At 43.6% G+C, this 21666-nt stretch carries 23 protein-coding genes; 13 read left to right on the forward strand and 10 right to left on the reverse strand.

Annotation, left to right across the window (positions count from 1 at the left end; genetic code table 11):
* Positions 1-3: 3 nt before the first annotated feature.
* The gene (locus B5G04_RS00785) at positions 4-861 is read left to right on the forward strand and encodes a serine dehydrogenasease (protein ID WP_087395161.1); all 858 of its coding nucleotides are present in this window, start codon (positions 4-6) and stop codon (positions 859-861) included.
* 2 nt (positions 862-863) lie between these two features.
* Positions 864-1067, forward strand: coding sequence for a hypothetical protein (locus B5G04_RS00790; protein WP_087395164.1), 204 nt, complete (start codon positions 864-866; stop codon positions 1065-1067).
* 96 nt (positions 1068-1163) lie between these two features.
* Here B5G04_RS00790 and B5G04_RS00795 read toward each other — a convergent pair whose 3' ends face one another.
* The 7 genes from B5G04_RS00795 to B5G04_RS00825 form a co-directional block, all read right to left on the reverse strand.
* Positions 1164-2567 (reverse strand): mobilization protein, encoded by a 1404-nt coding sequence (locus B5G04_RS00795; RefSeq protein ID WP_087395167.1) that lies wholly within the window; start codon positions 2565-2567, stop codon positions 1164-1166.
* Between the two features lie 223 nt (positions 2568-2790).
* Complete coding sequence (locus B5G04_RS00800) at positions 2791-3741, reverse strand: toprim domain-containing protein (RefSeq protein ID WP_087395170.1); 951 nt, start codon at positions 3739-3741, stop codon at positions 2791-2793.
* A gap of 231 nt (positions 3742-3972) precedes the next feature.
* Positions 3973-5163 (reverse strand): DUF5906 domain-containing protein, encoded by a 1191-nt coding sequence (locus tag B5G04_RS00805; protein WP_087395172.1) that lies wholly within the window; start codon positions 5161-5163, stop codon positions 3973-3975.
* 4 nt (positions 5164-5167) lie between these two features.
* Complete coding sequence (locus tag B5G04_RS00810) at positions 5168-5482, reverse strand: helix-turn-helix domain-containing protein (protein WP_005797547.1); 315 nt, start codon at positions 5480-5482, stop codon at positions 5168-5170.
* 169 nt (positions 5483-5651) lie between these two features.
* The gene (locus B5G04_RS00815) at positions 5652-6602 is read right to left on the reverse strand and encodes a DUF6043 family protein (RefSeq protein ID WP_087395177.1); all 951 of its coding nucleotides are present in this window, start codon (positions 6600-6602) and stop codon (positions 5652-5654) included.
* Positions 6603-6608: 6 nt separating this feature from the next.
* Positions 6609-7946: a site-specific integrase gene (locus B5G04_RS00820; RefSeq protein WP_087395180.1), complete on the reverse strand. Its 1338-nt coding sequence runs from the start codon at positions 7944-7946 to the stop codon at positions 6609-6611.
* Between the two features lie 422 nt (positions 7947-8368).
* Positions 8369-8950, reverse strand: a complete 582-nt coding sequence (locus B5G04_RS00825) for a TetR/AcrR family transcriptional regulator (protein ID WP_087395184.1) — start codon at positions 8948-8950, stop codon at positions 8369-8371.
* A 318-nt stretch (positions 8951-9268) separates the two neighbouring features.
* Here B5G04_RS00825 and B5G04_RS00830 point away from each other — a divergent pair, with 318 nt between their 5' ends.
* The 7 genes from B5G04_RS00830 (at position 9269) to B5G04_RS00860 (ending at position 14999) form a co-directional block, all read left to right on the forward strand.
* Positions 9269-9940 (forward strand): DUF4840 domain-containing protein, encoded by a 672-nt coding sequence (locus B5G04_RS00830; RefSeq protein ID WP_087395187.1) that lies wholly within the window; start codon positions 9269-9271, stop codon positions 9938-9940.
* Between the two features lie 267 nt (positions 9941-10207).
* Positions 10208-11161 (forward strand): acyltransferase, encoded by a 954-nt coding sequence (locus B5G04_RS00835; RefSeq protein WP_022039091.1) that lies wholly within the window; start codon positions 10208-10210, stop codon positions 11159-11161.
* Between the two features lie 92 nt (positions 11162-11253).
* Positions 11254-11739: a ferritin-like domain-containing protein gene (locus B5G04_RS00840; protein WP_022039090.1), complete on the forward strand. Its 486-nt coding sequence runs from the start codon at positions 11254-11256 to the stop codon at positions 11737-11739.
* A 99-nt stretch (positions 11740-11838) separates the two neighbouring features.
* Complete coding sequence (locus B5G04_RS00845) at positions 11839-12531, forward strand: hypothetical protein (protein ID WP_022039089.1); 693 nt, start codon at positions 11839-11841, stop codon at positions 12529-12531.
* 20 nt (positions 12532-12551) lie between these two features.
* Positions 12552-13124 (forward strand): cob(I)yrinic acid a,c-diamide adenosyltransferase, encoded by a 573-nt coding sequence (locus tag B5G04_RS00850; RefSeq protein ID WP_022039088.1) that lies wholly within the window; start codon positions 12552-12554, stop codon positions 13122-13124.
* A 63-nt stretch (positions 13125-13187) separates the two neighbouring features.
* Positions 13188-13409, forward strand: coding sequence for a DUF2795 domain-containing protein (locus B5G04_RS00855; RefSeq protein WP_013618052.1), 222 nt, complete (start codon positions 13188-13190; stop codon positions 13407-13409).
* Positions 13410-13799: 390 nt separating this feature from the next.
* Positions 13800-14999: an SAM-dependent methyltransferase gene (locus B5G04_RS00860; RefSeq protein ID WP_087250430.1), complete on the forward strand. Its 1200-nt coding sequence runs from the start codon at positions 13800-13802 to the stop codon at positions 14997-14999.
* Between the two features lie 175 nt (positions 15000-15174).
* Here B5G04_RS00860 and B5G04_RS00865 read toward each other — a convergent pair whose 3' ends face one another.
* Genes B5G04_RS00865 through B5G04_RS00875 form a run of 3 tightly spaced genes read right to left on the reverse strand, consistent with a single transcriptional unit; the run spans position 15175 to position 17726 of the window.
* A complete protein-coding gene (locus B5G04_RS00865) occupies positions 15175-15600 on the reverse strand; it encodes a SufE family protein (RefSeq protein ID WP_022039126.1) in 426 nt (141 codons plus the stop codon).
* A gap of 13 nt (positions 15601-15613) precedes the next feature.
* The gene (locus B5G04_RS00870; RefSeq protein WP_022039125.1) at positions 15614-16615 is read right to left on the reverse strand and encodes a M28 family peptidase; all 1002 of its coding nucleotides are present in this window, start codon (positions 16613-16615) and stop codon (positions 15614-15616) included.
* 43 nt (positions 16616-16658) lie between these two features.
* Positions 16659-17726 (reverse strand): M20 family metallo-hydrolase, encoded by a 1068-nt coding sequence (locus tag B5G04_RS00875; RefSeq protein WP_022039124.1) that lies wholly within the window; start codon positions 17724-17726, stop codon positions 16659-16661.
* A gap of 92 nt (positions 17727-17818) precedes the next feature.
* On the opposite strand from B5G04_RS00875, the gene B5G04_RS00880 reads away from it, so the two are divergent.
* The 4 genes from B5G04_RS00880 (at position 17819) to B5G04_RS00890 (ending at position 21588) form a co-directional block, all read left to right on the forward strand.
* Positions 17819-19624 (forward strand): long-chain fatty acid--CoA ligase, encoded by a 1806-nt coding sequence (locus B5G04_RS00880; protein ID WP_022039123.1) that lies wholly within the window; start codon positions 17819-17821, stop codon positions 19622-19624.
* 74 nt (positions 19625-19698) lie between these two features.
* A complete protein-coding gene (prfB, locus tag B5G04_RS00885) occupies positions 19699-20814 on the forward strand; it encodes a peptide chain release factor 2 (protein ID WP_022039122.1) in 1116 nt (371 codons plus the stop codon).
* A gap of 87 nt (positions 20815-20901) precedes the next feature.
* On the forward strand, positions 20902-21036 hold the full coding sequence (locus B5G04_RS20660; protein WP_022039121.1) for a hypothetical protein: 135 nt from the start codon (positions 20902-20904) through the stop codon (positions 21034-21036).
* A gap of 12 nt (positions 21037-21048) precedes the next feature.
* Positions 21049-21588: a CYTH domain-containing protein gene (locus tag B5G04_RS00890; RefSeq protein ID WP_087395190.1), complete on the forward strand. Its 540-nt coding sequence runs from the start codon at positions 21049-21051 to the stop codon at positions 21586-21588.
* Positions 21589-21666: the final 78 nt, after the last annotated feature.

Genomic DNA, 21666 nt, shown 5'->3' on the forward strand with positions numbered 1-21666 from the left:
TATATGGAATCACAGTTAGAAAACAATTTAAAATCATTACTTAATTCAAAATTAGAAGCATTAGAACAATATCTTAATGCGGATGTTTTGGTATACTATGGCCCTATTGGAAATCTGAATGAAAACGTATTTCTGAAAATTGTTGAAGAGCTTGTACAAAGTGATAAACATCATGACACATTGTATATAATATTGACTACAACAGGCGGAAGTGCAATAACAGTAGAACGTTATGTTAATATTATAAGATATCACTATTCGGAAGTCAACTTTATCGTTCCTGATTATGCTTATAGTGCAGGCACAATTTTTTGTATGAGTGGAGACAATATCTATATGGATTACTTTTCTGTTTTAGGTCCGATAGACCCTCAAGTTCAAAATAAAGAAGGAAAATGGGTTGCCGCATTAGGTTATTTGGACAAGGTGAATGAGTATATTGAAAAAGCAAAGAACGGTAATCTAACTAATGTAGAGTTTTCTATATTAAAAGACTTTGATTTGGCAGAACTTAGGAGTTTTGAGCAGGCAAGAGATTTAACAATAGATTTGTTAAAGAAATGGCTTGTGAAATATAAATTTAAGAATTGGACTAAACATCATGATGATAGCGATGTAACTCTTGAAGAAAAGCAGAACCGAGCAACTGAAATAGCCGAACATTTATCTGATAATAACGACTGGAAAGCTCATGGTAGACCAATTAATATAGAAGCATTAAAGGAACTTAAGCTAAAAATAGAAGATTATAGCAAAAACGCAGACTTGAGAGCTAAAATAAGAGATTATTATGAAACTATGTCAGACTATATTCGGCTTAAAGGTTTTCCTATATTTATTCACGATAGAATCTTTTTATAAAAATGAATGAATTATCAGAATTGAACGAAATTATAGTGAAAAATGCGAATTTAGAAGATGCTTTCGTAAAAGAGGCTTTAGAGCGTATAAAATCATATGAAACCTTTAAAAAGCAATTTAATCAAGATGATTTAGGCCCTAAAAGAATAACATTATATACAGAAGATATTCCTTATTATAAATATTTAGCAAATGTTGAAGGTTAAATAATGGAGTGGAATTTTTACCCGTAAGGATAATCTCAATTATCAAAAGACACCAGTAGAGAAATCCTACTGGTGTCTTTTTTCAACTTATTTTTATTATAATTTGAATCCTCTGTTTTTCCTTTCTTCCTGTTGTGGTTGTATTGTGCCATATCTGAGCCTGTGCCATTGCTCCCTGAACCAGTCGGCAATCGGCTTCCTGTTTATTGTCAGATTCAGCCTGCTTTCATCGTCAGGGTCATTTTCCACCCTTAAAATATCATCCTTTATATCAAAGTTCCGTCTGTGCTGTTCTGAATAGATTTTACCGCTACATTTCAGGGCCTCTTTCTTGACCAAAAGACTTTCGGTCATTTCTTTAGAGAATCCAAGCATGGCACAGAACTTTTCCATGCGCAGCATTTCCCTGAACATCGGGAACCACCTGAAAGCCTTGTCTATGATTCTGGAGAGCCGTGACAGTTCTTTTTCCTTCATGTCAAGTTCCTGTCTGTGCATTTCCTTGAGATTGTGGATTTGCGTATCATGCTGTTTCTGCATCTGCTGTATCCGGCTCTGCAATTTTTCAATATTGGTGTCCCGTTTTGAAACCTCGTCTTGCAGTTTTTCGTTGGCATGTTCCAGCTCTTTCAGTTTTCCGCTTCCGAAAAGAGAAGCAACTCCGCTTGTTATGGCTGTCGCTGCCGTGGTGGCTGTCTTCTTTAGCTTGTCAGTGCGAATTTCTGATTTTACCTGTTTAAGTTCCTGCTCGGCAAGATTTATCTGTTCTTCTTTGTGCCGTTTGGCAGCATCCATGCGTTGCAGTTCGGCTTTCTGTTTCTCGATGATAAAGTCGTTACGTTCCAGATGTTCCTTGCCTGTAACAGCCTTTGACTGCCCACGCTCCATCAGCAGGATGTCAGATGCCAAGGTCTGCATCTGCATCATGTCATCGTCATTGAGCTTTCGGCTCTTTCCGGTTTCGTGGTTCATCCAGTCGAAAACGATATGGGCATGATAGTTCGGCTTGAACCATCTTTCACCTACTTTGAAACTCTCCCTGTCTTCCGCTTCCGGTTGACCGTTCAGCCAATGCCCTTCGTCCTTGTGCAGGAAGATTTGCAGCGGTGTGATTCCCCAGCGTCTCTGGCACTCCTCACCGAATTTGCGCACATCTGCCAGTGTCGTGTCCGACCTGACAAGCAGCACTCCTTCGCGTATGGGGGAGCATCCCGCAATCTTGACTGTCTTGCCGTTCTTGCCTTTGCGCTCCCGTTCTTTTTCCTGCATGGCACGTCCGGTCTTTTCCTTTACCATATGTCTGATATTGTCATAATGCGTCCGCAAATCCGGACTGCCGAAGTCGGGATTTATCCACTGCTCGTTATCGGTGGAGAGTTCAGGAACCACATAGATTCTGGACTCTCCGATGTGGCGCATATATTCGGCAGTCCTTCTGTTGTGAGCCTCGCTCGATGCGATGTTGCAGGGCTTGATATGTATGCTTGATTTTGTTGCCATAGATACTTGTTCTTGGGTTTGTACTTTATTGTTTGCTTTTCTGCTGTCCGTAAACGCATGGGGTTCTTAGGGGTGCAACCCATAAGCGGAGATTGCAAAGAGAGGGTCACTCTTTGCTCCGGGTTCTCAGGGGAGAAACGCCCTGAGTGGGTTATTAGGGTAAAACCCTAATCCCCTCGGGAGAGCCCACAACTACGTAAGCGAAGCGTGTAGTTATAGTGGGCTATAACCGAAAGCCTCCCGGTTTATTGGGCGGTGTCTTCACTCTGATGGATTGAGCCTGTTTCTTTGTTTCTGCCCGTTTTTGCAGGTATTCGTTCAAGTCCTTGCATCCGCTGTATATGTGTGAAGCGTCACGTATATGTCTGGTGTTGTCATACTCCTTTCTGATTTGCTGCAGGGCTTCCATTCCTGCACGGTCATTGTCAAGGAAACAGTGGATGCGTTCATAGCTGCCCAGCGGATAGAGAGCCTTGGAAACATTGGCTACAGAGTTCAGGACCATGTAGTCCTGTCTGTCGAAATCGGGGGATTGCGGACAGCTTTCAAGCCTTAGTGTCAGAAAGGAAAGGTAGTCCATGAACCCCTCAAAAACGTAACATGCTTTTCTCGGCTCTCCCGATTGTCTGATATGTGATATTTCCTTAGGTGCGATGCAGCCCTTGAAATATCGGTTGCGGATTTCATATCCGCCCGATATGTTCGGAAAGGCAATGGCGAAATACCGTTTACCGTTGTTGGTGAAGTGTGCCTCACGGCATTCTCTTTTCGCCAGTGCCGTATTTATTCCCCTTTCCTGCAGGTAAGAGAGCAGGGCAGGAGAAGACAGCTGCACGATGTCAAGCTGCTGGAAACTCGGCTCGGTGGCAGACTGCCTGTGAAAAGAGAAAGGTACGGGACGGACATGCGGTGTCTGTTCCTCTATGCGTTTCAGGATATACGGAACACTCTCCGTTGCGTAGAGGTGTGCCGCCAGTGCGATGATGTTGCCCCCCTTTCCCAGACCGAAGTCGAACCATTGTTCACGTTCTGTGTTTACTTTGAATGAGGGCTCGTTCTCTTCCCTGAGCGGGGATTTGTACCAGAGGTTTACCCCCTGCTGCTTTACCGGGGAATACCCCAGACTGTGCAGATAGTCTGCGATTCTTATCTTTTTTGCTTCTTCTGTTGTCATTTTCGTACGGTTTAGTGATGAATGAAAAAACGATGATTTGATGAATTTTGCTTGTAATAAGCTGTTATACAGAATGGTAACGCTTCATCATTTTCTCATCAGGCTGCTTGCCAAAAAAGAAATGATGATTTCTCTTTTCATCAGCATTATATTCCGATGAATGAATGATGAGCTTGTATTATACTATAATACAGTGTATTATATACTGTATTCATCATTTCATCAAAATAATCATATAGCGGTCAGCTGTTCCTTGGTTATCGTGTAGAACCTTCCTGTCTTCCTTTTCGTTTCGTAGTGGCAGTCACGGTGGGGAGCAATCTCATAGGCGGTGTAGGAAAGCGAGTTCGGTGCGGAAGTCAGCTTCCATACTTCCTGAACCACTTTCCGCACCTGATGTTTCTCTGCCTTTACCTGCGAATAGATAAGCAGTGTCATGAGGTCGTTCAGGCAGAATGATACGCTTTCCACATTCATGTTTGACATGATGTCAAGAAACAGTTCAGCCATTTCTATCTCCAGACGGTTGCGGTTGCTCCGGATGATTTTCTGCAGGGCTGCCGTATGTGTCAGCTTCGGATTGAACCACATACGGCTTTCCTTCTCCGTTGAAAGCTCCCTTTGCGTCAGGAAGAACAGGAAGGCCGGAATTTCCTCTTTCAGCTTTTGCAGGAAATTCGTATCATCGTTCTGCAGCGGATTTATCTTCCTTACCCAGTATCGTGTTTCCCCTGCGTCTATGATTACAGGCAGGTACTCGTTGTTTGAACACAATACGAACTTGGCGAAGAAGGCTATTTCCGTGCGGTCTTTCCCTTTGGCCTCCACCTTGTAATTGAAAGTGGTGCTCAGGTTCTTCAACCGCTCGCTGTCTTCCCTGCGGTTGAGCAGCACCTCGTCCACGACAATGAGCAGCTTTCCGGCCCAGTCGGAATTGAACTGGCTCCGGAAATCCTCGTTGGTGTTGAATGTCACGTTATCCCCGAATACGGCTTTCAGGAAATTAAGGAACGTACTCTTGCCCGTGTTCCTCTCTTCCGATACCAGCAGGAGTATGGGAAGTTTCTGCAACGGCTGCAGGAACAGCAGTTGCAGATAGTCCAGTCCCAGATTGTACTGTTCACCGAAAATGTGTAGCACCAGAGAACGTATGTTCGGGAAATCCCCTATTTGCGGAGTATGCTCTATCGGTTCGTACAGATTCAGAAAACCGTCAATTTCCTTCCGGTAGTTCAGATGGTCGGGAACGGTACAGAATCCGTCATACTTCGGGACGGTCGCAAGATAGTTCTTCCCGTAGTCCTGCCTGAGTGTGCTGTTGTTCCATATCACACGTCTTTTCTCATACCCTCCACTGGCGCAGGGCTGGTTTACGACCTTGTACAGTGTCGTTCCCACACGCATGTATTCTTCCTCTTTCATAGGCTCAGATTGAAGGATTGCGTTCACCCAGGATTTTCTGTATGTCCGACTGTCGGTATCTGACCTTGTTCCCCACCTTCACGGGTTTCAGATAGTTCTTCTTTGCCCAGTGCCAAAGGGTGGTGTCGCACACGTCGCACATTTTCTTCACTTCCTCCTTTGTGAGGTACTTTTCCTTTCTCGCTTCCGCAATGGCGGTGGAGAGTTCATGCTTGGCACGGCTTATCAGCTGGTTTGAAAACATGAGCAGGTCTTCGCCTGTCACTTCCAGTTTGATGTTGCCGTTTCCGCTTTGGATAATTGCCATCAGGTCTGTCATAGGCTTGTTGAAACTGCCGGTTGTAAGACTTCCCGTTTCGGCAGTATTATAAACGAAAAGCCACTACCCCGATTAGGATAGTGGCACAAATATATAACGAAAAATAATCGTAAATCAATGGATTTCAATGCGTTAAATTCGTAAAATCCAAAAACGAATTAAACGAATTTCAAGCGGATAGATAAGCCTTCAATTCCTCTATGGCAACATGGTCTTCACCGATGTCCTTTATCAGTTTTTTGCTGCCTCCGAAAGGTGAGGTAAGGTTCCTGTACGCTTTCTGTATTCCCCTTTCGTGTACGATGCTGAGGTCTGTGTATTGCTGCTGCAGTGCGTTCCGGAAAGTCTTTATGGGACAGGAGCGCATGAAGCGGTATTCCACCAGTGCGATGTACATGCGTGCGATGTCCGTTTCGGTCGTATGTGTTTTCAGCCTTGTTCCGATTCTTTCCAGAATGACATCCCTGTTCTCTATCAGCAGCTCCGGCAGGGTACGTGTGTCGGCTTTTCGTCCGGCACTCTTGGGCTGTCCTTGCTGCAGGCTGTCCGTATCTTCCGTTTCGGTTTCTTCAATGTCTTCTTCATCCTCAATGGACCATTCCACGAGGTTGTTTTCCTCAATGGCTTTCTGCTGCTTTCTGAAAGCCACCCAGTCCTCTTTGGTTCTCATGCCGCTACTGATGCTCTTCTTGATGATGAACCTGACCATGTAGGAAACAAGCCATTTGTATAGTCTGGTAATACCTTTTTTTTTGGCCAGTTCCTCTCCCTGTTCCACCATGCACTCATAGCTCCGTCCGTAGTACAGCCATGCGAGCATGGCAGGTATGATGCTCCGCCTTTTTGAATAGTGGAACTCGTTCACAATCTTTTGGGCAAGGTCTGAATCCAGAAGCACGTTTTCCAGTTCCTCGAAATCGGAGATTTTGTCATCTCCGATCCGTCTGCGTGTGGCTTCCTTGTATCTCGGTACCAAGGTTGTGGCAACCTTGAAAACCTTAACGAATCCCTTGAACTCCTTGTCGTTCATTTCTTCCACGAAAGCCGCATATTCATCGGGGTGGCTGTCAAGCCACTCCCTTATCAGTCTTTTGAAATTGTCGTATTCCTGTTGTCCCATATAGGTTTAGTCTAAAAGTTTAACGAGGTCTTTCTTCATCTCTTCGTCAATATCCCTGTACCGTCTGAAAGCCTTGCTGCCTTCCTTGTGTCCCGACAGTGCCGAAACAAGATTCGGGTCTTTCACCTTCTTATAAATATTACCGATGAAGGTGCGTCTTGCAAGGTGGCTGCTTGCCACTTCATAAAGCGGTTTTTTGACTTCATCACGTGTCAACGGGTCTAATATAGTGACAATCCTGTCCACTCCTGAAAGTTTGAATATCTTTTTTATTGCCTCATTATATTTCTGTTCGGAAATGAACGGCAGCAGTTTTCCTTCATGGTCTTTATACCGTTCAAGAATTTCCTTTGCCTTGTCGTTCAACGGTACACGTACCGTTACAGGATTGCCTTCTTTGGTTTTCTTCGGTATGTATTCAATGGCTTCATTCACCACGTTCAGTTTGGTCATTCTGTACAGGTCGCTTACTCGGCATCCTATAAGTGTCTGGAAAATAAAGATGTCTCTCTGTATCTCCAGCTGTGGAGTGGCTGACAAGTCAGCATTGAAAATCCTGTCCCTTTCTTCAAGGTTGATATAAATAGGAGTTCCGTATTTGCACTCTTCTATCGGAAACTTGTCAAACGGTCTGTTAGCGGTCAGCTTGTTGTCGAAACACCACAGAAAGAATGTGCGTATTCTTGAAAAGCAGTCTATCAGAGTGTTTTTTCCACGTGGTTGCGGAGTTCTCTTTTCTGGAATGGCTTCATAAATGCTTGGGTACAATTCATAATATTGGTATTCGTTCTCGAAGAAGTCCCACATGTCCCGAAGAGTTTCAGGTGTGACGGTATCAACATCAAGAACAAATCCTTTTTGCTCTCTTTTTGTTTCCCGTACATACAGCTCATAACGCAATAAGGCTCTTTTTACCACCCTGAAATTCTTTTTCCTTACTTCCGATAACGGATGCTTTTCCAGAAAGCTGTCAAACAGCTCTCCGAAAGTCGGCTTGATGGTAATCTCTTCCGGTGTGAAATACTTTTCAGGATGATAATATCTGTCTAAGGTCAGCTTCAGCCATTCTTTATCAACGGATTCTTTTTCCGTATTAAAGGATTTTTCCACATAGGTTTTCAGCTTTCGTATCTCTTCATTTATGCCAGTCCTTAAATCTTCGTTGCAGACAGCTTTTGTTTTTACACACTCAGCTTTGTCATCCCAAAGGTTGGGATTGATTGAAAGCTGGGTAGGAGCAACAGAATCAAGCTGTCTTCCATTTCTCAGACGGATATAAATAGTTGCGGTTGATTCAGTATCATACCGTTTTGCCGCTTTTTTAATGATGAAGGTTACTTTCATAGGCTTACAGGTTAAATATCTATCTGGATGCAAATATAGATATTTTCCCCACATTTTCCCCACATCTGCTAAATAATTTGCAATTGGATTAATTCAGATTAAAATTTAATGTGATTGTAAATAGTTGATATATAGTTATATTGCTGTGTTTTTCTGTGTTTTTCTTTTTATCCACATTTTCCCCACTTTAATTATTTCAAATGCGGGTCTGGGTACATCAAATCCCTGATAGTCGAAAGATTATCAGGGGTTTTTCTTTTTATTGGGCGTACTAAAAGTGTATTTTGTAAACCAAAAGGATTCTGTAGAAATTTACAAAATTAAGAAATGGATGATGAGAAAAAGCGTAGGTGTATATCATCGTCTGCAATGCTAAGAGCCACATGCCTGACATTTCAAACATAGAATTTCTCAATTCTTTATCAGGAAACAATACTCTTGGATTGATTGAGCTTGTTTCCGGCTTGTGGAACTATTACTCCTTTTAGCATAAGGGAAGCTGCATAGTGAAGCATTTCCGGAGCACATTCCGCGAGTCGTGCATTGTATAGCAATTCCGTAAATGAACGGAGAAAAATATCCGTATCCAAGCTTGCCTGGATGCGGTGGGTTGACTGGCATGCTGCAATACTTTTTTTCAGTTCATCCCACCATATTTGGTTAATAGCAAGGTATATCCCTTGATAATGCCGATAGATATCCAACCAGAAAATGCATTCCCCTTTATACAGGTTCTCTATGTATGCCTTGCATGTTTCCCAAAGGCATGCCAACGGATCGGGATTATTGTATGCTATGAGCTGAAACCGGTTTTGCATACGGCCTGAATAGGCTTCCAGGCAAGTGTTTATCAAATTGTCTTTGGTTGCAAATACTTGATATATGGTACGTTTGGACACGTTTGTGTGCCGGGCTATGATGTCCATACGTACAGCACGGATACCATATTGTTTGACCGATTGTGAAGTAAAGGCTATAATTCTTTTACGCGTATGCTCATCCATAATTGTATATCAATGGTAACTCTTGTTTTCAGGATAAAGCAATCGGACGGGAAATACTGCGCATGGATATGTTAATAAACCTGAATCCAATTATTGTTTGTTATGAAACATATTGCTTCTAGGGTTGGGATGGAAACTCAATTTGCAAAATGAGTTTTCTTTGTGAAAAGGGGAGTCTAATGATTTGACTTCCAGCAATGAAACATTGTTTAACAATTGAGCCGTGCAAGATTTAAGGCGCTTTTGCATTTACTGCGCGAAACGATTGCAAGGAAGTCGTAGATAAACTGTATTAATTAATTTTTAAACCGTAGAAAAATGAAAAAAGTAATTAAACCTGTACGAGTTTTTGTTTCAATGTTATTAATGGGATGTGCTATAAGCTTCTCGGCTTGCAGCGATGATGAAAACACTCCACAGGTACCCGATGAAGTGACAACAGATGCCATGTTCGGCGATTATACGGGTAAAGTGGTAATGAGCAGTGTCAATCCGCTGGAAGGAGAAGATACCGGAGAAGGTGAAGAGACTCCTGCCGGAACCGATGTTTCTGCCAGTGTGGCCAATGATACCATCAGTTTTACCAATTTCCCCATTAAAGACATTGTACTTTCGGTTGTCGGAGATGAAGCATTGGCAGACCAAATTGTAGAAGCCGTAGGTGATGTCAATTATAAAATCGGGTACGAACCGACACTGACCGCCAATAAGGATAGCGTGGTATTTGTCATGCATCCCGAATCTTTGAAATTATCCGTGACCCTTCCTTCATCTACCGAAGAAGAAGCTCAGCCTTTGCTGGTAGAAGTAAAAGTTGAGGCTGGCAATACTGCTGCTTATGCTGTAGAATCCGGCAATATGAAGTTCGATTTTCATGCTGCAGAAATTTTGTTGGGCGAAGGCGAAGGTCAGACATCACTTCCCGGTTTTAAAGGGATGAGTTTTGATTTTGACATGAATCAGAGCAAGCTGGCCCATCATGGCTTTTAACAATAGCTTTTCTTCTGTTGATTGACCTGTCTTTTGTTTTGCCACACTGTTTTCTTAATAGATTTTCATCAGAAAACAGTGTGGCATTTCTTTTTATGAATGCCGCCTTTACATACGATACCATCGACTGGTGGAGATACTTGCATGTTCTTGCGCACTTATGTGCGTAGACCTATGCATATAGGTGCGTTTTAGTGGGTACTTTTTTTACATCGTATGATTTATTTCCGTATTTTTGGTCTTTCAAATAAAAAAGTCTCAAATATCATGAACGGAAAACGTATCGGAGAAATCGATTACCTGAAGTGTGTCTGCATCTTGCTGATGATAGCCTTCCACCTGGTGTTCTTCAGTGAAAAATATCCGTTGGCGAAGCAATGGGTATACACGTTTCACATGCCGGTATTCTTGATTTTGTCGGGGTACCTGATGCAAATTGAGAAACGGCCAAGTGAATTCCTGAGGGCGATGGCATGGATATTTGTCCCTTACATGGTGATGGAAACGGGATATGTGGCGATGTCGGCGGTGCTTCCTGTCCGTGATAAGGTGGATTGCCTGAGTGTAGGACTGATGCTGGAGAAATTATTCCTTCATCCGATGGGACCCTATTGGTATCTGCATACCTACCTGTTGTGCGGGCTAATATATTATGGTGTATTTCATTGGGCAGAGAAGATGAGGCTTGTGTCTCGTCTGGTCGTATTAGGTACGGGATATGCCGTTCTGGCAGATGCCTGTCAACTTGTGTCATTACCCAATGCCTTGTATTTCCTGGCTGGAGTTGCTTTGCGCCGTTCGGGCATGACATTTACATCTTTTTTCTGTCCTTCTGTATGGGCATTGATCCCTTTGGTGTGGCTGAGTGCCGATATGGCGAATCTGAATCGTTTCACTTTGGGGGGTGTTGCCATTGTGTACCTTGTGGCGAGTGTACTCTTGAGCCTCTATACGGTTATACCTGCTGGTATCAGGCGTGTTTCCGACTATGTAGGGAGGCATACGCTGGTATTGTTGGTCTTCTCTCCTGTGTTTACTATGCTTTCGAAAGGATTGGTACCATTGTTTATGTTCGACGAAACCGGTTTTTGTTTTCTTTTCGTGGCGATGATATTAACGGTGACAGGCTCATTTGGTATAGCTTGGTGTATTGATCGTGTGGGAGTTTCTCCCTATTTTTGGGGGAAGAAGCAGATGCTCCAGCCTTTTCATCCGAAATGACAATTTGGCACGATGTGGGTTCTGGCATTTCTTTTGTAGAAACTCATAATGTATTTATCTCTTGCATTTAATAATTAAAAAATAATACGACTATGATTTCAGAAAAATTACAAAACGCGATGAACGAACAGATCACAGCAGAAATGTGGTCTTCTAACCTGTATCTTTCTATGTCTTTCTATTTGCAGAAAGAAGGTTTCGATGGCTTTGCCAACTGGATGCGTAAACAATCGCAAGAAGAGTTGCAACATGCATACGATTTGGCAGACTATATCGCAAAACGCGGCGGTGCTGCCAAAGTAGACAAAATCGATGTCGTTCCGCAAGGCTGGGGCAGCGTATTGGAAGTATTCGAACATGTGTACAACCACGAATGTCACGTATCTGAGTTGATTGACAATCTGGTAAATGTAGCTTCGGCAGAAAAAGACAAAGCTTCTCAGGATTTCTTGTGGGGCTATGTCCGCGAACAAGTGGAAGAAGAAGCTACCGCACAGGGTATTGTCGACAAATTGAAAAAATGTAACGACTATGCCGGTGTTCTTTATCTGAATGACAAACTGGGCGCACGCGAATAAGTCCGTGTTGGCAAATGAACGGCACAGGGGCATGGAGACACAGAGGTAATGGACTTTCGGTGCCTTTATGCCCCTTGTCTTTATAATGCGTGATACGTTATGAAGATGTCCGACCTATGCTTGCGGATATGGAATTGGTGTTGCCGGTTCCGGCACCGGTGCGGGTATGGTGTACATTCACCTTCCGATTTTTTTCTGATTACATCGGTCATTTATGAAAAGATGCCTTATTATGCTTTTCAGCTTTTGCACTATAGCCGGGAGGATGAGAAAGACCAACTGTTCCATTATCGTGAAAAAACCGACCGGTTGCTGTTCCGGTTGGTCAATTATCTGCAGCCGGCATCAATGCTGGAAATAGGGACAGGGTGCGGACTGGATACTCGCTATATGGCAGAGGCAAAGCATGTCCCTCTCTTTACGATTGATGAGGAAAGACAAGACAAGGCAAGAATAAAACATGTCCTTTCTGCGTATCCGTTAGTGGATTACCGGACAGGAAATGTACTCCGCTTGCTTGACGAGGCATTGACAGGCAGACCGTTTGCTGACCTGATACACATCGGACATACACCTTATTATAAAGAAGCATTTGAGCGGTTGCTGCCTATGGTTACCGACCGTACGTGCATCATTGTAGGCGCACCGTATGCTACTCGTGAGAAAAAACGATGGTGGAAGCAGACGATTGCAGATACCCGTACGGGAGTCACATTCGATTTGTATGACATCGGTTTGGTTTTCTTTGATAAGAAACGGGTGAAAGAACATCGTATCGTCAATTTTCTTTAACTTAATACAACAGAGATGCTATGAAGAAAAGTATGGTCTATACGCGTACAGGCGATGATGGAACGACTTCGTTGATAGGAGGTGTGCGAGTTCCGAAAACGCATATTCGACTTGAAGCATACGGCACTGTTGATGAGCTCAATGCGCAGATAGGGTGTCTGGTCTCGCAGATGGAAGAAGGTACAGACAAATCTTTGTTGCAATTCGTGCAACATAAACTTTTCGTTTTGGGAGCTTATTTGGCGACAGAGACTTCGAAGACTGATTTGTCGCCTGTATCTCAGATTACGGATGAAAACATTACCCGGCTGGAAGAAGCCATTGATACCTTAGATGCTTCTCTGCCTCCGCTTCGTGGGTTTATCTTGCCTGGCGGTTCGTATGCAGCTTCTACCTGTCATGTATGCCGTACGGTATGTCGTCGTGCAGAACGTTGTATTTGGGCACTGGAAGAAGCAGAAACAGGTTTTGAGATAGCCAGAAATGTGAAACAGTTTGTCAATCGTTTATCGGATTATTTGTTTGTTCTATCACGAAAGTTAAATCAATTAACACACCATGATGAAATTTATTGGGATAAGAGTTGCAAATGACATAAATTGTTATACTTTTGTGCCCCGATAATGTGAATGTAAAACTTTATAAACTGAAATACTATGTATTGGACATTGGAATTGGCCTCAAAATTGGAAGATGCACCATGGCCTGCTACAAAAGATGAGCTGATTGATTACGCAATGCGTTCGGGTGCTCCTATGGAAGTGATTGAAAATTTACAGGAAATGGAAGATGAAGGCGAAATCTACGAAAGTATCGAAGACATTTGGCCCGATTATCCTAGCAAAGAAGATTTCTTCTTCAACGAGGACGAGTATTGATGAGTTTGATATGAATATCAGCAGTTTACTTGTACAAGTGTAGTAAAAACATGTACTTATACTTTGAACGGTATGCAATTGTACATTTTCATGGATACATACTTCCGGTGTCATTCCTGTTGACAGTGTCACGCTGACAAGTAAGCTTGGGTCTTTTCGCAATATGGCTGCCTTGCTTGTAAGATTATTAATCTTACAGCGTGAAGATTAATAATCTTTCGGCATGAAGATTAATAATCTTACAAGCAAGGCAGCTATGTGGCATATTGAAGTTGAATGCAGGTATTCATTTTTTAACGGGTGTGCCGAAATGCACACCCTTATTTTTTGCCTTTGTTGAATATAGGTAAACAAAGAAAAATATATCTTTGTAGCAGATAGTTTGTACATATGAAAAGATTATCCTCCGAAACACTTGCTTTTATTCATGCACATTGGGGAGATGATGTGCGTGCTTTGGCGCTTCAAGCGAAGAAATATCCCGAGGTGGATATGCTTGAAGCTGCTGTCCAGATTGCTGGCAGACAGGTTGCCGAAAGGAAAATTCCTTCTTGGGCAAAGGTGGAATCAGTGCGTTATCCTTCCCATTTATCGATGGAACAATGCTCTTCTGAACTAACGGCACGCTATAAAGCATCGCTTATAAATGGAGAAACATTTGCCGACCTGACGGGAGGGTTAGGCGTAGATTGTTCGTTCATTTCTCAAAGATTCCGGAAGGCAGATTATGTAGAACGTCAGAATTCATTGTGTGAGTTAGCTGTTCATAACTTTGCAGCATTAGGACTGCGACATATTCATGTTCATTGTGCGGATGGTGTATCTTATTTGTCGCAAATGACACCTGTAGACTGTCTGTTTCTGGATCCTGCCCGAAGAGACAGTTATGGAAGCAAGACTGTAGCAATATCTGATTGTGAACCCGATATAGGGATACTCGAACCGGTATTGGTGGAAAAAGGGCGGAAGGTAATGATTAAGTTATCACCTATGCTGGATATAGCTAAAGCTCTTCAGGTGTTGAAACACATCACGCAAATTCACATTGTGGCTGTTCATAACGAGTGTAAAGAGTTAATAATTCTGTTAGAAAAGTCTGTTGAAAAGTCGGATTGTATTGGTTCTGAGGTGTGTATATATTGTAAACAGATTGTTGATAACTTGTTGATACCACCTTTTGTATTTACGCTTTCCGAAGAGAGAAATGCGATGTGTGAGTATGCTGACAAGGTGGAAACTTATCTGTATGAACCAGGAGTGACTTTGCTGAAAGCAGGTGCTTACCGATTGTTGGCTTTGCGTTACGGTGTGAAAAAACTGCATCCCAACAGCCATCTGTATACCTCCGACCATCAAGTGGATTTCCCAGGTCGTCAGTTTCAAGTAGAAGCCGTTTCTGGGTTCGGGAAAAAAGAGTTGAAAACCTTGTTGGGGGGAGTAGAGAAAGCAAATCTGACAGTGCGCAATTTCCCCGCTTCGGTAACAGAGTTGCGGAAGAAACTAAAATTGAAAGAGGGTGGCGAAATATATCTGTTTGCCACTACATTAAAGGATGAGGAACGGGTATTAATAAAGTGTTCAAAAATATGACCGCCCGTATGAACAGGCATAAGCAACTGTTTTGAATTTCCTACAAAAAGTTTTTCTTGGCTTGATGTGTTCGTTTTGTGTGTGCACGATAAATTCAAAACAGATCCTAAATATCTGTGTTCATTTGCGCAAACAAATTGTATTTACATACGGACAGTCGTATTTTTATTTTCTTTCAACTTCGTTTTGCCTTGAAAGCCAAAGCATACATGCGCATTTGCTTTACCATGGCAAGCAGCCCGTTACTGCGGGTTGGCGAAAGGTGTTCTTTCAGTCCAATCCGGTCAATGAAATAAAGGTCAGCATCCAGAATTTCATCAGGTGTATGCCCCGAAACCACCTTTATCAGCAAGGCGATAATGCCTTTCACTATCAAAGCATCGCTTTCTGCCTGAAATATGATTTTCCCGTCTATAAAGTCTGCCTGTAACCACACGCGGCTTTGGCAACCATCTATCAGGTTTTGTTCGGTTTTATATTGTTCGTCAAGGGGGGGCTGTTCGCTGCCCAGATCGATAAGCAACTGATATTTGTCCATCCAGTCATCGAAGTTGCTGAACTCGTCGATAACCTCGTCTTGTAGTTCGTTGATTGTTTTCATATCGAGTTATTTTTTATTTTTCATTATAAATTACATTCATTACGGTTTCTCCCACAGCCTGCAAGGTTGCCTTATCAATGCAGTCCATGTTGTCTGCCACTGTGTGCCAGGTAGGGTGGAAGCCTGTTTCGCTGTGTGGGTCATAACCAATGATATCCACACACGGGATCTGGCGGAGCCGGTTCACGTATATGTGGTCGTCTGTCACGTTGCCGCCGTTTTCTTTGATGAAGAACTGTTTATGCCCCAGTCGGTGTGCTGTATCCCAAATTTTCTTCATTGGTGAATTTGCCGTTTGACTGGAATATTGTTCGTAATAGAAAGTTGCGCCTTTGCCTCCCACCATATCCAGAAGGATGCCGAAACGTGCCTTGTAATCAGGTACATGTGGTACACGTCCCCAATATTGAGAACCCAAGCACCATGTGTCTTGCTTGTAATCGCCCTCATAAAATTCAGGGATACCATAGTCTTCCGCATCAAAGAACACGATGTCGATGCCGATAGCTGGAGCCTGTTGTTGTAAGTGACGGGCGATTTCCAGCAGTACACCTACACCACTGGCACCATCGTTGGCACCATCGATGGGAGTATGGTAATGTGCTTCCTGACCGGCATCGGCATAAGGACGGCTGTCCCAGTGGGCGCACAGCAGGACGCGCTTCTTGGTGTCAAGGTTGTACGAACCGATGATATTGTGCATCTTCAGTACTTTTCCATCGTATGAAATGACATCGCCAAACTGGTTATACACCGTAGCTCCGAAGTCGCGCAGTTGTTGTGAAAGGTATCCGCCACACTTGCGGTGGGCTTCAGTATTCGGCACACGTGGACCGAATGCCACTTGTTTCTGAATGTACAGGTAAGCACTGTCGGCATTAAATTCAGGTACTTGCACGTTATTTTCCTGGTTTGTCTCTTTTTCCGAGGTATTTTTATTCTTACTGCTCCCACATGCAGCGAGGCAGACCGACAACAACAGGAAGAAGCCACAAAGGAAGATGTTTGGTTTCATTATATGCATTTTTTATTGAGTTTAATGGAGTATCACTTATCACTTAAATCTTCAATCCGTCTAATATGGCGATATAGGTATGAATGGCTTCTTCTATCTCACTGACCATTACATACTCGTCTGCCGTGTGCGAACGTGACGATTTGCCTGGTCCTATCTTGACGGAAGGAAAGTGCATCAATGCCTGGTCGGAAAGCGTAGGCGAACCGAATGGTATCTTTCCCAGTTCAACGGCGCGCTTCACGAACGGATGTTCAGTATCAATGTGCGAAGAGTTGAGACGGAACGAACGTGCTTTTGCTTCGCAATGGATATGAGTGGTGATTTCGTTAAACAATTCTTCGTTCGAATAGCATTCGTTACTCCGGATATCCACTACGAAAGAACATAGGTCGGGAATGACATTGTGCTGTGTGCCAGCATTGATTTGAGTGACACTCATTTTTACTGGTCCCAATAATGGAGATACTTTGGAAAAACGGTAATCTCTGAACCATTCGATGTCCTCCAATACCTTATAAATTGCATTTTCACCTTCTTCGCGTGCAGCATGTCCGGCTTTACCATGAGCCGTAACATCGAGTACCATCAGGCCCTTTTCTGCTACAGCAGGTTGCATGTCGGTAGGTTCGCCCACTATCCCCAGTGCAATGGGAGGCAGTTGCGGTAGTACACTTTCAATACCTCCTTTACCCGACACTTCTTCTTCGCATGAGGCAAGGAATATCAGGTTATAGCTTTGAGTGGTGGTAGTCAGGTAACGATATGCCTGAAAGAGTGAAACCACGCTGGCACCGGCATCGTTGCTTCCCAACCCATACAGCTTCCCGTTTTCCAGTTTTGCAGTGAAAGGTTGTTTTCGCCAGCCGTTTACAGGTCTGACTGTATCAATATGTGAGTTTAGCAGGATGGTGGGACGGTTAACGTCGAACATCGGGCTGATACACCAGATATTGTTTCCCGAGCGTCCGGTCATGATGCCGCTTTCCTCGATGTAATTTTGCAGGAAATCGGCAGCCGCTTCTTCTTCCCGACTTATGGAAGGGATTCCGATGAGGGAATTCAGTAGCGTAAGTGCTTCCGAAGTGTAATAATTAGTATCCGATAACATAAGATTCTTTTGTTTTGCCAGCAAAGATACTTCATTTATTCAAATTAAACCCTATCTTTGCAGGTAGCGATTACAAAATAAATAAAATTTAAATGAGTGAATCTTATTTGTCTACACTGATTGAACGGCAGGCCGGGAAATACGGCGTACGTGCAGCTCTGAAATACCGTGACTACAAACAAGGTGTATGGATTCCGGTTTCGTGGAATCAGTTTGCCGGAAAGGTAAAGAAAGTGGCTCGTGCCTTGGTGGCTTTAGGTGTTGAGGTACAGGAAAATGTAGGTGTGTTCTCTCAGAACATGCCTGAATGTCTCTATACCGATTTCGGGGCATTCAAAAGCCGCATAGTTACTATTCCGCTGTATGCCACCAGCTCGGAATCGCAAGTGCATTATATCGTAGAAGATGCCTCCATCCGCTATTTGTTTGTGGGCGAACAATATCAATATGATGTGGCCTATCGGGTGCAGCAGCTTTGCAAGACTCTGAAGCGAATCATCATTTTCAGTCCCGATGTAATGCGGGCAGCAGAAGATACTCATTCTATTTATTATGACGATTTCCTCCAGTTGGGTGAGGCAAACGAACTGCAGGCAGAAGTAGACCGGCGCACGGGGGCTGCAGTGTCGACTGACCTTGCTAACATTCTTTACACTTCAGGTACTACGGGCGAATCGAAGGGAGTGATGTTGCATCATTCATGTTATGAGGCAGCTTTCCAAGCGCATAACAAGGTATTGCTTACCTTGACCGACCAGGATGTGGTGATGAATTTTCTACCTTTTACGCACGTGTTCGAACGTGCGTGGTCGTATTACTGCCTGACAAAGGGTTGCCTGCTCTGCATCAACCTTTATCCGCAAGATATACAGATGACTATTAAGGAAATTCGTCCTACGGCAATGTGCAGTGTGCCACGTTTTTGGGAAAAAGTATATGCAGGTGTCCATGAAAAGATAAACGAAGCTTCGGGGCTAAAGAAAAGCCTGATGCTGGATGCGCTTAAGACAGGACGCGAACACAACATCGATTATCTGATGAACGGTAAGACACCTCCTCCGATGTTACATCTGAAATACAAGTTTTACGAAAAGACGATTTACAGTGTACTGAAAAAGACTATCGGTATCGAACGGGGCAATTTCTTTCCCACAGCCGGAGCAGCGGTGTCAAAGCAAATAGAAGAATTCGTCCATTCAGTAGGCGTCAACATGGTAGTAGGATACGGGTTGACTGAAACTACGGCTACTGTTTCGTTGGGATGGATGGACGACTTCCGCACGGGTTCCGTGGGACGGCTTATTCCCGGACTTGAGCTGAAGTTCGGCGAGGATGGTGAGATATTGCTTCGAGGCGAGACCGTGACAAAGGGATATTACAAGAAAGAAGCCCTGACTCGCAAGGTAATCAGCGAAGACGGATGGTTTCATACGGGGGATGCCGGTTATATGAAAGATGGTTTCTTATACCTTACCGATCGGATAAAGGACTTGTTCAAGACATCAAACGGTAAATATATCGCCCCTCAGGCGATAGAAACCAAACTGGTGGTAGACCGGTACATTGATCAGGTGTCTATCATAGCAGACCAACGCAAGTTCGTCTCTGCACTGATTGTGCCCGAATACAAACAGGTGGAAAAGTATGCCCAAGACCATCACATTGCTTATGCCGACCGTGCGGACCTGTTGAAGAAACCCGAAATCATTGCCTTGTTCCAGATGCGTATCGATACGTTACAGCAGGAATTTGCCCATTACGAACAAATCAAGAAGTTCACCTTATTGCCCGAACCATTCAGTTTGGAAAAAGGTGAATTGACCAATACCCTGAAAATCAAACGTCCGGTATTGATGAAAAATTATGCGAATGAAATCAACAAAATGTATGAAGAGTGATTTTCTTGTTTCCTAATTTTTACACTAACGTAAAAATGGCTAATTTTGCAAGTTGAATAAGGAGTAGTAAACATATGATAACAACAGACCAACTAAAAGACATAAAAGAACGTACAGAAGCACTGAACCGTTATCTGGATATTGATAACAAGAAAATGCAGGTAGAGGAAGAACAACTTCGCACACAAGTGCCTGGATTTTGGGACGATGCGAAAAAGGCAGAGGCTCAGATGAAGAAAGTAAAGGCTTTGCAGGCATGGATTGACGGATATAATGAAGTAAAAACTTTGGCAGATGAACTGGAACTGGCTTTTGATTTTTATAAAGATGAACTGGTGACAGAAGCCGAAGTAGATGAGGCTTATGCCAAGGCGGTCAAGGCGGTGGAAGAATTGGAACTGAAAAATATGCTCCGTTCTGAAGCAGACCAGATGGACTGTGTACTGAAAATTAACTCGGGTGCCGGAGGTACAGAAAGCCAAGATTGGGCATCCATGTTAATGCGTATGTATATGCGCTGGACAGAAAGTCATGGTTATAAGTTGTCGGTCGCTAACTTGCAGGAAGGTGATGAGGCTGGTATCAAGACGGTTACAATGAATATTGAAGGGGCGTATGCATACGGTTACCTGAAAGGAGAAAACGGAGTACATCGTCTGGTACGTGTTTCGCCTTACAATGCACAAGGCAAGCGAATGACTTCTTTTGCTTCTGTATTTGTCACTCCATTGGTAGATGATTCGATTGAAGTGACTGTAGAACCCGCCCGTTTATCCTGGGATACGTTCCGGAGTGGCGGTGCCGGTGGCCAGAACGTCAACAAGGTAGAATCGGGGGTACGCTTGCGTTACCAATACAAAGATCCGTATACGGGTGAGGAAGAAGAAATCCTGATTGAAAACACCGAAACGCGCGACCAGCCTAAAAACAAGGAGAACGCCATGCGTCAGTTGCGTTCTATCTTGTATGATAAAGAGTTGCAACACCGTATGGAAGAACAGGCAAAGGTAGAAGCTGGAAAGAAGAAGATTGAATGGGGCTCACAGATACGCAGCTATGTATTCGACGACCGTCGTGTGAAAGACCATCGCACCAATTACCAGACTTCGGATGTCAACGGGGTAATGGATGGGAAAATAGACGGTTTTATCAAAGCCTATCTGATGGAATTCTCGGACAGCGAGGCATGAATCAATTAACAAGTCGGCAAGGTTTTCATAAAAACCTGAACCTTGCCGGTTTATTAAAATCATAACCAATCTAAAACATAAAACACTATGGGAACAAAACGTAACAAAAAACCGGTACATGGCAACCGGGAAGAAGAAAAAGCCAATCGCCTTATCAAGTATATGTGTATCGTACTGGTGCTGCTGGCTATTCTGATGATTGTCGCTTTTTCGGTCATGTAAACTTCTTCAGCCATGTCGCAAGAAATAGAACGCAAATTTTTGGTGACTGACGATTCTTACCGCTGCTTGGCTCGTGCAAAAAGCCGTATCGAACAAGGCTATATATGTAGTGCGCGAGGCAAGACGGTAAGAGTCCGCATCCGCGACAATAAAGGTTACCTTACTATCAAAGGACCTTCTAACGCCGCAGGTACCAGCCGATATGAGTGGGAACAAGAAATCCCCTTGGCTGATGCCGAAGAATTGATGAAATTGTGTGAGCCGGGACGCATCGAGAAATACCGTTATCTAGCCGATTATGCCGGACATGTGTTCGAAGTAGACGAGTTTCACGGAGAAAACGAAGGGCTGGTAATTGCTGAAGTAGAACTTTGTTCGGAAACCGAATCGGTGGAACTGCCAGCCTTTATCGGTAAGGAAGTGACTGGTCAGATCCGATATTACAATTCATTTCTGATGAAGCAGCCTTATACTACTTGGAAAGATGGAGGAGAAAAAACAGATGATACCTCCTGTGAACTGATAGAAAAGGGGGTAAAAACTATCCGTTGATAGATTTTAACCGGTGGAATACCGGATTTTAGGAGGTCCCGGGTTGTTTTTCGGGCTAATATTGCAGTGTCGATAGAG

The sequence above is a fragment of the Bacteroides sp. An51A genome, from assembly GCF_002161565.1.
GTDB lineage: Bacteria > Bacteroidota > Bacteroidia > Bacteroidales > Bacteroidaceae > Phocaeicola > Phocaeicola intestinalis.

Bases quoted from the DNA above. Each gene is read 5' to 3' on its own strand.
- B5G04_RS00870 (WP_022039125.1), bottom strand. From the start codon at position 16,615: ATGAAACCAAACATCTTCCTTTGTGGCTTCTTCCTGTTGTTGTCGGTC.
- B5G04_RS00865 (WP_022039126.1), bottom strand. From the start codon at position 15,600: ATGAAAACAATCAACGAACTACAAGACGAGGTTATCGACGAGTTCAGC.
- B5G04_RS00825 (WP_087395184.1), bottom strand. From the start codon at position 8,950: ATGGATGAGCATACGCGTAAAAGAATTATAGCCTTTACTTCACAATCG.
- B5G04_RS00820 (WP_087395180.1), bottom strand. From the start codon at position 7,946: ATGAAAGTAACCTTCATCATTAAAAAAGCGGCAAAACGGTATGATACT.
- B5G04_RS00805 (WP_087395172.1), bottom strand. From the start codon at position 5,163: ATGAAAGAGGAAGAATACATGCGTGTGGGAACGACACTGTACAAGGTC.
- B5G04_RS00875 (WP_022039124.1), bottom strand. From the start codon at position 17,726: ATGTTATCGGATACTAATTATTACACTTCGGAAGCACTTACGCTACTG.
- B5G04_RS00860 (WP_087250430.1), top strand. From the start codon at position 13,800: ATGAAAAGATTATCCTCCGAAACACTTGCTTTTATTCATGCACATTGG.
- B5G04_RS20660 (WP_022039121.1), top strand. From the start codon at position 20,902: ATGGGAACAAAACGTAACAAAAAACCGGTACATGGCAACCGGGAAGAA.
- B5G04_RS00855 (WP_013618052.1), top strand. From the start codon at position 13,188: ATGTATTGGACATTGGAATTGGCCTCAAAATTGGAAGATGCACCATGG.
- B5G04_RS00835 (WP_022039091.1), top strand. From the start codon at position 10,208: ATGAACGGAAAACGTATCGGAGAAATCGATTACCTGAAGTGTGTCTGC.
- B5G04_RS00890 (WP_087395190.1), top strand. From the start codon at position 21,049: ATGTCGCAAGAAATAGAACGCAAATTTTTGGTGACTGACGATTCTTAC.
- prfB (WP_022039122.1), top strand. From the start codon at position 19,699: ATGATAACAACAGACCAACTAAAAGACATAAAAGAACGTACAGAAGCA.
- B5G04_RS00790 (WP_087395164.1), top strand. From the start codon at position 864: ATGAATGAATTATCAGAATTGAACGAAATTATAGTGAAAAATGCGAAT.
- B5G04_RS00795 (WP_087395167.1), bottom strand. From the start codon at position 2,567: ATGGCAACAAAATCAAGCATACATATCAAGCCCTGCAACATCGCATCG.
- B5G04_RS00840 (WP_022039090.1), top strand. From the start codon at position 11,254: ATGATTTCAGAAAAATTACAAAACGCGATGAACGAACAGATCACAGCA.
- B5G04_RS00815 (WP_087395177.1), bottom strand. From the start codon at position 6,602: ATGGGACAACAGGAATACGACAATTTCAAAAGACTGATAAGGGAGTGG.
- B5G04_RS00810 (WP_005797547.1), bottom strand. From the start codon at position 5,482: ATGACAGACCTGATGGCAATTATCCAAAGCGGAAACGGCAACATCAAA.
- B5G04_RS00800 (WP_087395170.1), bottom strand. From the start codon at position 3,741: ATGACAACAGAAGAAGCAAAAAAGATAAGAATCGCAGACTATCTGCAC.
- B5G04_RS00785 (WP_087395161.1), top strand. From the start codon at position 4: ATGGAATCACAGTTAGAAAACAATTTAAAATCATTACTTAATTCAAAA.
- B5G04_RS00845 (WP_022039089.1), top strand. From the start codon at position 11,839: ATGAAGATGTCCGACCTATGCTTGCGGATATGGAATTGGTGTTGCCGG.
- B5G04_RS00830 (WP_087395187.1), top strand. From the start codon at position 9,269: ATGAAAAAAGTAATTAAACCTGTACGAGTTTTTGTTTCAATGTTATTA.
- B5G04_RS00850 (WP_022039088.1), top strand. From the start codon at position 12,552: ATGAAGAAAAGTATGGTCTATACGCGTACAGGCGATGATGGAACGACT.
- B5G04_RS00880 (WP_022039123.1), top strand. From the start codon at position 17,819: ATGAGTGAATCTTATTTGTCTACACTGATTGAACGGCAGGCCGGGAAA.